Genomic DNA, 14186 nt, shown 5'->3' with positions numbered 1-14186 from the left:
TTATGAAAAAAAGATGGTTAATAGTACTTATATTTACTTGTCTGATAATTGTTCCAAAATTGGTTTTTGCCGTGGATTTCAGCATTCCATCCTATAAAGGAGAACTGTATATTCATGCAGACAATACAGCAGAATTTAGACAGAAGATAGTTTATCAGTTTGAGGAGGACTTTAAGGGCCAAATCGTGGGACTTGGACGTGCTGGCAAGATGCCTAGCGGATTTTATATTGATCCTCAGCCAAAGGTTGAGGCATCTAAAAATGGTCATAAAATCGAAAATCTTACTAGCGAAGTGACAGAAGAAACGAATGGTTATACTGTTAAAGTCTATAATCCAGGTCAGGAAGGGGACAGGGTCGAAGTGGAACTTACCTGGCAATTGAAAAATCTTCTTTTTTTATATGATGATATCGCTGAATTAAATTGGCAACCCTTAACAGATAGTTCAGAATCTATTGAAAAATTTGAGTTTCATGTGATGGGAGATAATGGGGCCGAAAAACTCTTTTTCCACACAGGGCAACTCTATAGAGAGGGAAGGATTGAACAGAGTGGTCATGACTATACTATTCGTTTAGACAATCTTCCGTCTAAGCGCGGAGTTGAGTTGCATGCCTACTGGCCTCGAACTGATTTTGCTAGCGCTACAGATCAGGGCTTAAAAGGAAATCGTTTAGAAGAGTTTAACAATATAGAAGAGTCGATTGTTAGAGAAAAAGATCAGAGTAAACAACTCGTTACTTGGGTATTTCCTTCAATACTTTCCATCTCCTTGTTATTGAGTATCTGCTTCTATTATATCTATAGAAGAAAAACCACTCCTTCAGTCGAATATGCCAAAAATCATCGTCTCTATGAACCGCCGATGGAATTAGAGCCTATGGTTTTATCAGAGGCTGTCTACTCGACCTCCTTGGAGGAAGTGAGTCCTCTAACCAAAGGAGCAGGTAAATTCACCTTTGACCAACTTATTCAAGCTACCTTGTTAGATGTGATTGACCGTGGGAATGTCTCTATTATTTCAGAGGGAGACGCAGTTGGTTTGAGGCTGGTAAAAGAAGATGGTTTATCAAGCTTTGAAAAAGACTGCCTAAATCTGGCCTTTTCAGGCAAAAAAGAAACAACTCTTTCCAATTTGTTTGCGGATTACAAGGTATCTGATAGTCTTTATCGTAGAGCAAAAGTCTCTGATGAAAAACGGATTCAAGCAAAGGGGCGTCAGCTCAAATCTTCTTTCGAAGAAGCATTGAAAGAGATGCAAGAAGGAGTGAGAAATCGGGTTACCTTCTGGGGGCTCCCAGATTACTATCGTCCTTTAACTGGTGTGGAAAAGGCCTTGCAAGTGGGTATGGGACTTTCTACTATCCTACCTCTATTTATCGGATTTGGTTTGTTCTTGTACAGTTTAGATGTTCATGCTTATTTTTACCTCCCTTTGCCAGTACTTGGTTTTCTAGGTTTAGTTTTGGCTGTTTTCTATTATTGGAAGCTTCGACTAGATAATCGTGATGGTGTTCTAAATGAAGTAGGAGCGGAGGTCTATTATCTTTGGACGAGTTTTGAAAATATGTTACGTGAGATTGCACGACTGAATCAGGCTGAATTGGAAAGTATTGTTGTTTGGAATCGTCTATTAGTGTATGCAACTTTGTTTGGATATGCTGACAAGGTTAGTCATTTGATGAAGGTTCACCAGATCAAAGTTGAAAATCCAGATATCAATCTCTATGTAGCCTATGGCTGGAATAGCATGTTTTACCATTCAACAGCACAAATGAGCCATTATGCCAGTGTCGCAAATACAGCAAGTACCTTTTCTGTATCATCCGGAAGCGGTAGCTCTGGTGGTGGTTTCTCAGGCGGTGGTGGTGGTGGAAGTGTTGGTGCTTTCTAAAGAAAACTCAACACAGCCTTTAAAAGTATGATATAATGGAGGATAGAAAAAGGAGTAATCTATGTATTTTTTTGAAATTTTAAAATCAATCTTTTTTGGTATTGTTGAAGGAATTACGGAATGGTTGCCGATTTCAAGTACTGGTCACTTGATTTTAGCAGAAGAGTTTATCCAGTATAAAGATCAAAATGAAGCCTTCATGTCTATGTTTAACGTAGTCATTCAGCTGGGTGCAATCTTAGCCGTTATGGTTATCTACTTTAACAAGCTTAATCCTTTCAAACCAGGTAAGGATAAAGTTCAAGTTCGTAGAACCTGGCAATTATGGTCCAAAGTTTTTGTTGCGACCCTACCTCTTCTCCTAGTCTTTAAGTTTGATGATTGGTTTGATACTCACTTCCATAATATGGTTTCAGTAGCCATCATGTTGATTGTTTATGGGGTTGCCTTTATCTATCTTGAAAAACGTAACAAAGCGCAAGCGATTGAACCAACAGTTACTGAGTTAGACAAATTACCTTACAAAACAGCATTGTATATCGGTCTTTTCCAAGTCTTGGCCCTTCTACCAGGGACTAGCCGTTCCGGAGCAACTATCGTAGGTGGTTTGTTGAATGGGACTAGTCGTTCAGTGGTAACAGAATTTACCTTCTATCTAGGAATTCCAGTTATGTTTGGAGCTAGTGCTTTGAAGATTTTTAAATTCATCAAAACAGGAGAAGTGTTGAGTTTTGGTCAATTCTTCTTGCTCTTGGTAGCAATGGTAGTGGCTTTTGCAGTCAGCATGGTTGCCATTCGTTTCTTGACCAGCTATGTCAAAAAACACGACTTTACAGTGTTTGGAAAATACCGTATTGTCCTTGGTAGTGTGTTGCTACTTTATAGCTTCGTTCGACTATTTGTATAAGAAAAAAACCTTGAGGGTAGATTCCTTCAAGGTTTTTAAAATCCTGTCACAGTGACTCCTAACAAACGGACACCCTTGTCTTTATCACTCAGTGTTTCGTAGAGTTGGATAATACTTTGAGCAATTTCTTCAGAGTCTTGTGTTTGTTGATTCAGTGTTTTTCGTTTTGTCAAAGTAGAAAAGTCAACATAGCGGATTTTCAATATGACGATCTTACCACTTTTTTCATATCTTTGAAGACTAAGAGCAACTTTTTCCGAAAGGAGAGTTAGCTCTTTTTTAATATCTTCATCTAGCCTTAGAATCTTACTGTAAGTTTTTTCTTTACCAATAGACTTACGGATACGATTTGATTTGACGGGAGAGTTATCTATACCTCGAGCCTTACGATATAGATCAAAGCCGAGTCTACCGAAACGATCAATGAGAGTGATTTCAGAAATCTCTAAAAGGTCAGTACCCGTATATACACCCATTTGATGGAGTTTTTCAACTGTTTTCTTGCCCACACCGTGGAACTTAGCGATATCCATTTGTTTGAGAAAATCTTCAGCTTCATCAGGAAGAATGACTGTCAAACCATGAGGCTTTTGATAGTCACTTGCCATTTTAGCTAAAAATTTATTGTAGGATACACCAGCAGAAGCTGTTAATTGTAATTCATTCCAGATATCCTGCTGAATTAAACGAGCAATTTTAACAGCAGATTTGATACCAAGCTTGTTTTCAGTTACATCTAGATAAGCTTCGTCGATACTCATAGGTTCAATTTTATCCGTATATCGTTTAAAAATAGCTCGAATCTGCTGGCCAACAGTAGTATATTTTTCATAGTTCCCAGAAATAAAAATAGCTTGAGGACAGCGTTCATAAGCCTCTTTGGAACTCATAGCTGAGTGAATGCCGAATGCTCTGGCTTCATAACTACAGGTTGAAACTACACCCCGACCACCTGTTTTCCTAGGGTCGCTACCAATAATAACAGGTTTCCCTTTAAGTTTAGGATTGTCACGAATTTCTACAGCAGCAAAAAAGGCATCCATGTCAATATGGATAATTTTACGGGATAAATCATTCATCAGTGGAAATATCAGCATGAAATGGCCTTTCTTTGGTAGTTTATCTAGTTTTATTATACCTTTTTTCTGAAAAAATAGGAAATAGCTAATTATTTTTCAAAAATATAATACAGTTTGTAGTAAAATAAGAACTGTATTATAAAAGAAAGTGTTGAAAAATAGTGATTTCACTTGTTGAAATCGTTTACTGTGTGTTATACTGAATACATAAATGTAACAGATTACTGTTACTAGAAAGATAAAAGAGGACATTAACATGGTTGTTAAGACAGTTGTTGAAGCACAGGACATTTTTGACAAAGCCTGGGAAGGCTTTAAAGGTGTTGACTGGAAAGAAAAAGCAAGTGTATCACGCTTTGTACAAGCTAACTACACACCTTATGATGGAGATGAAAGCTTCCTTGCAGGACCAACAGAGCGTTCACTTCACATCAAAAAAATCGTAGAAGAAACTAAAGCACACTACGAAGAAACTCGTTTCCCAATGGACACTCGTCCAACTTCTATCGCTGACATCCCTGCAGGATTCATCGACAAAGAAAACGAAGTTATCTTTGGTATCCAAAACGATGAACTCTTCAAATTGAACTTCATGCCAAAAGGTGGTATCCGTATGGCTGAAACTACTTTGAAAGAAAATGGATACGAGCCAGACCCAGCTGTTCACGAAATTTTCACAAAATATGTAACAACTGTTAACGACGGTATCTTCCGTGCTTACACTTCAAACATTCGTCGTGCTCGCCACGCTCACACTGTAACTGGTCTTCCAGATGCATACTCACGTGGACGTATCATCGGTGTTTATGCGCGTCTTGCTCTTTACGGTGCAGACTACTTGATGCAAGAAAAAGTAAACGATTGGAACTCAATCGAAGAAATCGATGAAGAAACAATCCGTCTTCGTGAAGAAATCAACCTTCAATATCAAGCATTGCAACAAGTTGTACGCTTGGGTGATCTTTACGGAGTTGACGTTCGCAAACCAGCGATGAACGTTAAAGAAGCTATCCAATGGGTAAACATTGCCTTCATGGCTGTCTGCCGTGTTATCAACGGTGCAGCTACATCTCTAGGACGTGTGCCAATCGTATTGGATATCTACGCAGAACGTGACCTTGCTCGTGGTACATTTACTGAATCAGAAATCCAAGAATTTGTTGATGATTTCGTTATGAAACTTCGTACAGTTAAATTTGCTCGTACAAAAGCTTATGACCAATTGTACTCAGGTGACCCAACCTTCATCACAACTTCTATGGCTGGTATGGGTAACGACGGTCGTCACCGTGTTACTAAGATGGACTACCGTTTCTTGAATACTCTTGACAATATCGGTAACTCTCCAGAACCAAACTTGACAGTTCTTTGGACTGACAAATTGCCATACAACTTCCGTCGCTACTGTATGCACATGAGCCACAAACACTCTTCAATCCAATACGAAGGTGTTACAACAATGGCTAAAGATGGATACGGTGAAATGAGCTGTATCTCATGTTGTGTGTCTCCACTTGACCCAGAAAACGAAGAACAACGTCACAACATCCAGTACTTCGGTGCTCGCGTTAACGTTCTTAAAGCTCTTCTTACTGGTTTGAACGGTGGTTACGACGATGTTCATAAAGACTATAAAGTATTTGACATCGAACCAATCCGCGACGAAGTTCTTGAATTCGAATCAGTTAAAGCAAACTTTGAAAAATCTCTTGACTGGTTGACTGACACTTACGTAGATGCTTTGAACATCATCCACTACATGACTGATAAGTACAACTACGAAGCTGTTCAAATGGCCTTCTTGCCAACTAAGCAACGTGCTAACATGGGATTCGGTATCTGTGGATTTGCTAACACTGTTGATACATTATCAGCTATCAAGTACGCTACAGTTAAACCAATCCGTGATGAAAATGGCTACATCTACGATTACGAAACAATCGGTGAATACCCACGTTGGGGTGAAGATGACCCACGTTCAAACGAATTGGCAGAATGGTTGATCGAAGCTTACACAACTCGTCTACGTAGCCACAAACTTTACAAAGACGCAGAAGCTACTGTATCACTTTTGACAATCACATCTAACGTTGCTTACTCTAAACAAACTGGTAACTCACCAGTCCACAAAGGTGTATACCTCAACGAAGATGGTTCTGTGAACTTGTCTAAACTTGAATTCTTCTCACCAGGTGCGAACCCATCTAACAAAGCTAAAGGTGGATGGTTGCAAAACTTGAACTCACTTGCTAGCCTTGACTTTGGTTATGCAGCTGATGGTATCTCATTGACAACTCAAGTTTCACCACGTGCTCTTGGTAAAACTCGTGACGAGCAAGTTGATAACTTGGTAACAATCCTTGATGGTTACTTCGAAAACGGTGGACAACACGTTAACTTGAACGTTATGGACTTGAACGATGTTTACGAAAAGATCATGTCAGGTGAAGACGTAATCGTACGTATCTCAGGATACTGTGTAAATACTAAGTACCTCACTCCAGAACAAAAAACTGAATTAACACAACGTGTCTTCCACGAAGTTCTTTCAATGGATGATGCATTGAGCTAAGATTCATAAATAGTAAATCAAAAACCAGTCACTTTGACTGGTTTTTTTGCTATAAAAAAATATTTTAAAAAAGTTGGTCAAAATTGGTCAAATCTCTTGACTATTACTGACCAAAGTGATAAACTAAGAACATAAGGATTAGGAAATCCTTAGAAAACCTTGATTTCAAAGTGATAATACCTTTCAAATTGAAATCAAGTATGGTTAAAACCTAGAAAAGAGGTAAAACCTATGTTTAACATTAGTATTTTTAGAAGTCCAATCGAAAAACCTGTATTGGATAAAGAAAAACCTGAAATTATACGTAGAGTAGCAAATAGCTAGTCTAAATTTTTTAAAACAAAGGTCAGAGAAAGTCAAATTATTTTGACTAAGTAAATTTGAAAACAAACGAGGTATGAAATATGAATAACAACTTTAATAACTTTAACAACATGGATGATTTATTTAACCAATTGATGGGTGGTATGCGTGGATACAGTTCAGAAAACCGTCGTTACTTGATTAACGGCCGTGAAGTAACGCCTGAAGAATTCGCTATTTACCGTCAAACCGGTCAACTTCCAAGCGAAGGAAGTGAACAAGCACAGTACGTTCAAGGTAAAGGTATGAAACAAGATGGGGTTCTTGCAAAACTTGGACGTAACTTAACAGCAGAAGCACGTGAAGGTAAGTTAGATCCGGTTATTGGGCGTAATAAAGAAATCCAAGAAACTTCTGAAATTCTTTCTCGTCGCACAAAGAATAATCCAGTTCTCGTCGGTGATGCTGGTGTTGGTAAAACTGCAGTAGTAGAAGGATTGGCCCAAGCTATCGTGAACGGTGACGTTCCTGCAGCAATCAAGAATAAAGAGATCATTTCTATTGATATTTCTGGACTTGAAGCTGGTACTCAATACCGTGGTAGCTTTGAAGAAAACATTCAAAACTTGGTAAACGAAGTCAAAGAAGCTGGAAATATTATCCTTTTCTTCGACGAAATTCACCAAATTCTTGGTGCTGGTAGCACAGGTGATGGTCAAGGGTCTAAAGGTCTTGCTGATATCTTGAAACCAGCTCTTTCTCGTGGTGAATTGACAGTGATTGGTGCAACTACTCAAGATGAATACCGTAATACCATCTTGAAAAACGCAGCCCTTGCTCGTCGTTTCAACGAAGTGAAGGTTAATGCTCCATCTGCTGAAGATACTTTCAAGATTCTTCAAGGTATTCGAGATCTTTATCAACAACACCACAATGTTATTTTGCCAGATGAAGTCTTGAAAGCTGCCGTTGATTACTCTGTTCAATATATTCCTCAACGTAGCTTGCCGGATAAGGCTATTGACCTTGTGGATGTGACAGCTGCTCACTTGGCAGCACAACACCCAGTTACAGATGTACATGCAGTTGAGCACGAAATTCAAGCGGAAAAAACTAAACAAGAAGAAGCTGCGGCTAAAGAAGATTACGAAGCAGCTCTAAATGCAAAAGTCCGTATCGAAGAGCTTGAAAAGCAAATTGCTAATCATACAGAAGATCACAAGGTTACAGCTACTGTAAATGATGTAGCTGAGTCTGTCGAACGGATGACTGGAATCCCAGTATCACAAATGGGTGCAACCGATATCGAACGATTGAAAGATATGGGTCACCGTTTGCAAACGAAAGTTATTGGTCAAGACAAGGCTGTTGAGGCAGTAGCAAAAGCTATCCGTCGTAACCGTGCTGGTTTTGATGAAGGTAACCGTCCAATCGGTAGCTTCCTTTTTGTAGGTCCTACTGGTGTTGGTAAGACTGAGTTGGCCAAACAATTGGCTCTTGATATGTTCGGAACGAAAGATGCCATCATCCGTTTGGACATGTCAGAATATAGCGATCGTACAGCCGTATCTAAATTGATTGGTACAACTGCAGGTTATGTTGGTTACGATGACAACAACAATACCTTGACAGAACGCGTCCGTCGTAATCCATACTCAATCGTACTTTTGGATGAGATTGAAAAGGCTGACCCTCAAGTCATCACCCTTCTCCTCCAAGTTTTGGATGATGGTCGTTTGACAGATGGTCAAGGTAACACTGTAAACTTCAAGAATACTGTGATTATCGCAACTTCAAACGCAGGCTTTGGTTACGAAGCCAACTTGACAGAAGATGCTGATAAACCAGAACTTATGGATCGTTTGAAACCTTACTTCCGTCCAGAATTTCTTAACCGTTTCAATGCTGTCATCGAATTCTCACACTTGAGCAAAGAAGATCTTTCTAAGATTGTAGACCTTATGTTGGTTGAAGTTAACAAGACGCTTTCTAAGAAAGACATTGACTTGGCAGTGAGCGAAGCTGCTAAAGAATACATGACTGAAGAAGGCTACGATGAAGTCATGGGTGTTCGTCCACTCCGTCGTGTGGTTGAACAACAAATCCGTGACAAAGTCACAGACTTCCACTTGGATAACCTTGATGCTAAACACCTAGAAGCTGACATGGAAGATGGTGTTTTGGTCATTCGTGAAAAAGCCTAAATCAAGATTTTGAAGATAAAAAAAGGAACCAGTTCAAAAGCTGGTTTCTTTTTTATTATTAGATGACATGGCGTTCAAAGGCATCATCAGAGATTCCTTGTTGGAGAATCAATTTAGCCCATTCCTTAGCTGAAAATAGGCTGTGGTCCTTGTAGTTCCCGCAAGATTCAATGGTAGTTCCTGGGACATCCTCCCAAGTTGTGGTTTCAGCGATTTCCTTTAGTGAATCCTTGATGACAGCAGCGATTTCTGCGCTAGTATGACGTCCCCACATAATCATATGGAAACCTGTACGACAACCAAATGGTGAACAATCAATCATGCCATCGATGCGAGTACGGATGAGCTTAGCCAAGAGGTGCTCGATTGTGTGAAGGCCTGCAGTTGGGATTGAGTCCTCATTTGGTTGAACCAAGCGAATATCAAAATTAGAAATGATATCTCCCTTCGGTCCAGTCTCTTCTCCAATCAATCGGACATAAGGAGCTTTTACAATCGTATGGTCTAGTTCAAAACTTTCAACAATAACTTCTTTTGACATGGGTATTCCTTTCAACTTTCTTCTTTCATTATATCATAAAGCTAAGCTATGATACCTTTAGAAACTAATAAAAGCCCCATTCAATTATGAATGGGGGAAATTTAATTACAGACTAACTAGTCGAATTTAGTCTTTTGAACGTTTTATCACTGCGAGACCAAGTAGTGAAAGGAGTCCTAATCCAGCAAGAGAAAGTGATGATTGATTAGAACCAGTATTAGGAAGAACCTTAGTAGGGGCTTGGTAGCTTGAAGCTGGTTTGCTATCTTTCTTAACTGTTGAAGGAGCAATTTTTGTTTTAGCAGTAAGATTCGTCAACTCAGCCTTATTTTTACCATTTTCTAAAATCGGAGATGATGACTTCTCTTTTTCAAGAATAGCAAAGGCTGCTAACAAACCTTCTAATTTTGCTGCTTCAACTTTGTATATTTCTTCTTTTGCGACTAAATCTGCTTTAGCAACTTTAAGAGCTTGTTTAGCTTCTATAAGAAGGGCTGGTGCATTTTTGAGACGAGATAAGTAGTCTTTAGCATCTTGAAGAGCCTTTTTAGCCTCAGCAAGAGAAGCTTCAGCTTTAGCAACTTTAGTTTGGGCTGCCATTGTTTTAGCTTTTAAAAGAGTCAGTTTTTCAGTTGCCTTATCAAGATTAGCTTGTGCTGATTTTTGTGAAGCCTCTTTAGCCTTAAGAGCATCCTTAGCTTGAGTTAGAGCTGCAAGTTTTAGTTTAGTATCTTCGGATAGAGAGTCTTTACTTTGTTTTAGGGCTTTTTGATAAGCTTTTTCTGCATGAGCTACTTGATCCGTAGCTGTTTTAACAACCTGGCGTAGTAGTGGAGCTGCTTCATTTTTATTTTTAGCAATCTTCAAATCACGTTGAGCAGTTTCCAGTTTTGCTTGAGAAGCTGCCAAGTCCTTACGGGATGCATCAGCATCTTTTGAAGCCGTATTTGGATTAATCAAAGCTGGAGTAATCTTAGAATAGTCTTTAATATCATTGTCGTAGTTGTTGAAAAGAAGGATATTTACGCGGTTGATAATACCGTTGTTACTGTAGCTAACTGCTAGAAAGGCTCCTTTTTTATGAATATCCAAGCTACCAACAGTTTTTTGAGCATAGATTGTAGATCTTGAACGATCACCTACGCTATCGCCTAAGTCAAATAGTTGGAATTTAATATTGTTATAAATAGCTTGTTTCAAGTAGTCTACAGAAACTTTTTCTTGGCTTGCTAGGGTTGGAGAGAACCCAAGTTGGTTAAGTCCGGTTGGACGGTAGCCAAACTTATCAAGTCCATGTTTAGTTACAACACTACTTGGAGTTCCAACTGTTGAAGTAATTGGATCCTTAGCTTGGTATTTGTATTTTTCTTCACGGGCAGCTTGAGCAAGAGCTGCAGCATAGTCCATACTGTTTTGGGTCACTGTTACTGGACTAGTTCCTGCTTGTTTACGAATCTGATTGATTAAGTCTTGAGTGTAGAAGTTGAGCTCTAGAATGACATCCTTTGGAATAGAATTAATGTCATAGATGCGTTCAGCATCTTTTTTGCTACTGATATAGTTGTTTGTTGTTTTTAATACACTAGCTTCTTTATAAAGGACTTCTTTAGCTTCATCTGTTAACTGAGAGGAGCTTCCACTTCTTATAGATTTTACAGCTTTGATGTAATTTTGTGATAGGGTAAATGTGTTTTGGACTTGATCCTGTGAAGAAACTTTTTTCTGTTTCTCTTTGATTTCTGCTTGTGCAACCTTGATCTCAGCTTCAGCTTTGTCGATGGCAGACTGGCGTTTTGCATCAGCAACTTCAGCTTGCTTCAATTCTTCTTCGTGGGCAGTCAAACGTTTTTGGGCTTTATCTAACTCTTCTTTAGCTTTTTGAACTTTTTCATCGGCAGGTTTGCTATCAAGTTCTTTTTGAGCCGCTTCGACGGATTTTTTGGCAGTTTCTGTTTCAGATTTGGCAGATTCTAATTTATTTTGTTCTTCTTTAACAAGCTCTTGCTGATCCATTTCAGCTTTCTTGGCTGCCTCAAGAGATGCTTTCTCTTGCTCTACAGTTTTTTTAGCTGGAGCAACTTGTTTTTGGGCATCGGTCACAGATGATTGGGCTTTAGCAATAGTTGCTTCGCTCGTGTCAATAGAATCTTTCTGGGCTTCAGCCAATTTTTCTTCAGCCTTAGCTTTATTGTTAGAAGCTTTATTTAGATTTTCTTTAGCTTTGGCGACAAGTTCAGTTTGTTGTTTAACCGTTTCTTTAGTAACAGAAGCTTTGTTATCTTTAGTAGAAAGTGTTTTGCTTTCTACTGGTGTAGTATCCGCATTTACAGTGCTTACTATTCCTGTACTTGCTAGAAGCGCGGCACCGATAATGAATTGTTTTTGAATTTTTTTCATGAAAATAATTCCTCCTATAATTTATATTATAACTTAAATATAGTTACAATGTCAACCAAATAAGGTTTTGCAGTAGGGTTTTAAATACGCTAAAAATCTACTCTAAATCGAAAAAATTTAGGACAAGCAAGATAGCTAAAATGACTCTCGGATAGGTTAAAAATCATTAGAAAATCTATGCTAACATACATAAAAGTGACAATTAAAAAACATTCAATTCAATAAGTTTTAAAAATTCTGAAAATTGTATTGACACATGGCTGAAAAGGGACTATAATGTATAAAAAGTCAAAAAGGAGTTTATTATGAAATTTTCAAAAGTAATGGCCCTAGCAGGAGTGACTCTGTTAGCGTCAGGTGTTTTGGCAGCTTGTTCAGGTTCAGGATCTAGTGCAAAAGGTGAGAAAACTTTTTCTTACACGTATGAAACCGACCCAGACAACCTCAACTATTTGACAACTGGTAAAGCAGCAACTTCTAATATCACTAGTAACGTCATTGACGGTTTGATGGAAAATGACCGCTACGGAAACTTTGTGCCATCAATGGCAGAAGATTGGTCTGTATCTCAAGATGGTTTGACATACACTTATACAATCCGTAAAGATGCCAAGTGGTACACTTCTGAGGGTGAAGAGTACGCAGTTGTGAAAGCTCAAGACTTTGTAACGGGTCTTAAATATGCAGCTGACAACAAGTCAGAAGCACTTTATCTCGTTCAAGATTCTATTAAGGGTCTGGATGCATATGTGAAAGGTAAAGTTAAAGACTTTTCTGAAGTTGGAATCAAAGCAATTGATGATCAGACTGTTCAATATACTTTGAACAAACCTGAAAGCTTCTGGAACTCTAAAACAACTATGGGTGTTCTTGCACCGGTCAATGAAGAATTCCTTACTTCAAAAGGAAGTGACTTTGCCAAAGCAACAGATCCAAGTAGTATCCTTTATAACGGTCCTTACTTGTTGAAATCATTGGTAGCTAAATCTTCAGTAGAATTTGAAAAGAATCCAAATTATTGGGATAAGGACAATGTTCATATTGATAAAGTAAAACTATCATTCTGGGATGGTCAAGATACAAACAAACCTGCAGAAACCTTTAAGGCTGGTGGTTTCTCAACGGCTCGTCTATTCCCAACAAGTGCAAGTTATCCTGAAACTGAAAAAGAGTTTAAAGACAATATCGTTTATACACCACAAGATTCTTCAACTTACTTAATTGGTACCAATATTGATCGTCAGTCTTATAAATATACTTCTAAGACTACAGATGAGCAAAAAACTTCAACTAAGAAAGCTCTCCTTAACAAAGACTTCCGTCAAGCGATTGCCTTCGGTATTGATAGAACAGCTTATACTTCTCAAATCAATGGAGAAAGTGGAGCAACAAAACTTCTTCGTAACTTGTTCGTACCACCAACATTTGTTCAAGCAGATGGTAAAAACTTTGGTGAGTTAGTTAAGGAAAAATTGGTGACTTATGGTGACGAGTGGAAAGATGTTAACCTAGACGATGCTCAAGACGGTCTTTACAGTCCAGAAAAAGCAAAAGCAGAATTTGCTAAAGCTAAGACAGCTCTCCAAGCAGAAGGTGTTCAATTCCCAATTCACTTGGATATGCCGGTTGACCAAACAAGTACTACAAAAGTACAACGTGTTCAATCATTGAAACAATCACTTGAAGCAACATTAGGAACTGATAACGTAGTCGTTGATATCCAACAACTTCAAAAAGATGAAGTTCAGAATGTCACTTACTTTGCTGAGTCAGCTGCTGGGGAAGATTGGGATCTTTCAGATAACGTTGGTTGGACTCCAGACTTTGCAGACCCATCTACTTACCTTGATATCATCAAACCATCAGTAGGTGAAAATACTAAGACTTACCTAGGATTTGATGCAGGTACAAATAATGCAGCAGCCAAACAAGTTGGTTTGGAAGACTACGAAAAAATGGTTGTTGAAGCCGGAAACGAAAACACTGACGTTTCAAAACGTTATGACAAATATGCTGCAGCCCAAGCTTGGTTGACAGATAGCGCTTTGATCATTCCAACAGCTTCTCAAACTGGACGTCCAATGTTGTCTAAGATGGTACCATTCACACTTCCATTTGCATACTCAGGTAACAAGGGAACAGGTGAGGCACTCTTGTACAAATACCTTGAACTTCAAGATAAACCAGTAACTGCTGAAGAATATCAAAAAGCTCAAGATAAATGGAAGAAAGAAAAAGAAGAATCTAATAAAAAAGCGCAAGAAGATCTTGCAAAACATGTAAAATAA

General features: G+C 38.6%; 8 protein-coding genes. 5 read left to right on the top strand and 3 right to left on the bottom strand.

Annotated features, from left to right (window positions below; genetic code table 11):
• Positions 1–2 precede the first annotated feature (2 nt).
• Together ACESNQ_RS02975 and ACESNQ_RS02970 are read left to right on the top strand one after the other, a co-directional pair.
• A complete protein-coding gene (locus ACESNQ_RS02975) occupies positions 3–1895 on the top strand; it encodes a DUF2207 family protein (RefSeq protein ID WP_373074898.1) in 1893 nt (630 codons plus the stop codon).
• Between the two features lie 61 nt (positions 1896–1956).
• A complete protein-coding gene (locus ACESNQ_RS02970; RefSeq protein ID WP_373074896.1) occupies positions 1957–2802 on the top strand; it encodes an undecaprenyl-diphosphate phosphatase in 846 nt (281 codons plus the stop codon).
• Positions 2803–2837: 35 nt separating this feature from the next.
• Here ACESNQ_RS02970 and dinB read toward each other — a convergent pair whose 3' ends face one another.
• Entirely contained in the window at positions 2838–3899 is a 1062-nt protein-coding gene (dinB, locus tag ACESNQ_RS02965) for a DNA polymerase IV (RefSeq protein WP_373074894.1), read from the bottom strand.
• Between the two features lie 238 nt (positions 3900–4137).
• On the opposite strand from dinB, the gene pflB reads away from it, so the two are divergent.
• Together pflB and ACESNQ_RS02955 are read left to right on the top strand one after the other, a co-directional pair.
• The gene (pflB, locus tag ACESNQ_RS02960) at positions 4138–6453 is read left to right on the top strand and encodes a formate C-acetyltransferase (RefSeq protein WP_036756974.1); all 2316 of its coding nucleotides are present in this window, start codon (positions 4138–4140) and stop codon (positions 6451–6453) included.
• A 404-nt stretch (positions 6454–6857) separates the two neighbouring features.
• Complete coding sequence (locus ACESNQ_RS02955) at positions 6858–8960, top strand: AAA family ATPase (protein ID WP_373074891.1); 2103 nt, start codon at positions 6858–6860, stop codon at positions 8958–8960.
• Between the two features lie 58 nt (positions 8961–9018).
• On the opposite strand, the gene ACESNQ_RS02950 is transcribed toward ACESNQ_RS02955, so the two are convergent.
• Positions 9019–9501 carry an S-ribosylhomocysteine lyase gene (locus ACESNQ_RS02950; protein ID WP_006151868.1) on the bottom strand — a complete coding sequence of 161 codons (483 nt, stop codon included), beginning with the start codon at positions 9499–9501 and terminating at the stop codon, positions 9019–9021.
• Between the two features lie 126 nt (positions 9502–9627).
• Positions 9628–11898 (bottom strand): SEC10/PgrA surface exclusion domain-containing protein, encoded by a 2271-nt coding sequence (locus ACESNQ_RS02945; RefSeq protein ID WP_373074889.1) that lies wholly within the window; start codon positions 11896–11898, stop codon positions 9628–9630.
• A 305-nt stretch (positions 11899–12203) separates the two neighbouring features.
• Between ACESNQ_RS02945 and ACESNQ_RS02940 the strand changes: the two genes are divergently transcribed.
• Entirely contained in the window at positions 12204–14186 is a 1983-nt protein-coding gene (locus ACESNQ_RS02940) for a peptide ABC transporter substrate-binding protein (RefSeq protein ID WP_373074887.1), read from the top strand.

The sequence above is a fragment of the Streptococcus infantis genome, from assembly GCF_964243025.1.
Classification (GTDB): domain Bacteria; phylum Bacillota; class Bacilli; order Lactobacillales; family Streptococcaceae; genus Streptococcus; species Streptococcus infantis_N.
Note: the sequence above shows the minus strand (reverse complement) of the source record. Positions and strands in the feature narration are given on the sequence as shown.

Coding starts and splice junctions, on each gene's coding strand:
- ACESNQ_RS02945 (WP_373074889.1), bottom strand. CDS start 11,898: ATGAAAAAAATTCAAAAACAATTCATTATCGGTGCCGCGCTTCTAGCA.
- ACESNQ_RS02975 (WP_373074898.1), top strand. CDS start 3: ATGAAAAAAAGATGGTTAATAGTACTTATATTTACTTGTCTGATAATT.
- ACESNQ_RS02970 (WP_373074896.1), top strand. CDS start 1,957: ATGTATTTTTTTGAAATTTTAAAATCAATCTTTTTTGGTATTGTTGAA.
- dinB (WP_373074894.1), bottom strand. CDS start 3,899: ATGCTGATATTTCCACTGATGAATGATTTATCCCGTAAAATTATCCAT.
- ACESNQ_RS02950 (WP_006151868.1), bottom strand. CDS start 9,501: ATGTCAAAAGAAGTTATTGTTGAAAGTTTTGAACTAGACCATACGATT.
- ACESNQ_RS02955 (WP_373074891.1), top strand. CDS start 6,858: ATGAATAACAACTTTAATAACTTTAACAACATGGATGATTTATTTAAC.
- ACESNQ_RS02940 (WP_373074887.1), top strand. CDS start 12,204: ATGAAATTTTCAAAAGTAATGGCCCTAGCAGGAGTGACTCTGTTAGCG.
- pflB (WP_036756974.1), top strand. CDS start 4,138: ATGGTTGTTAAGACAGTTGTTGAAGCACAGGACATTTTTGACAAAGCC.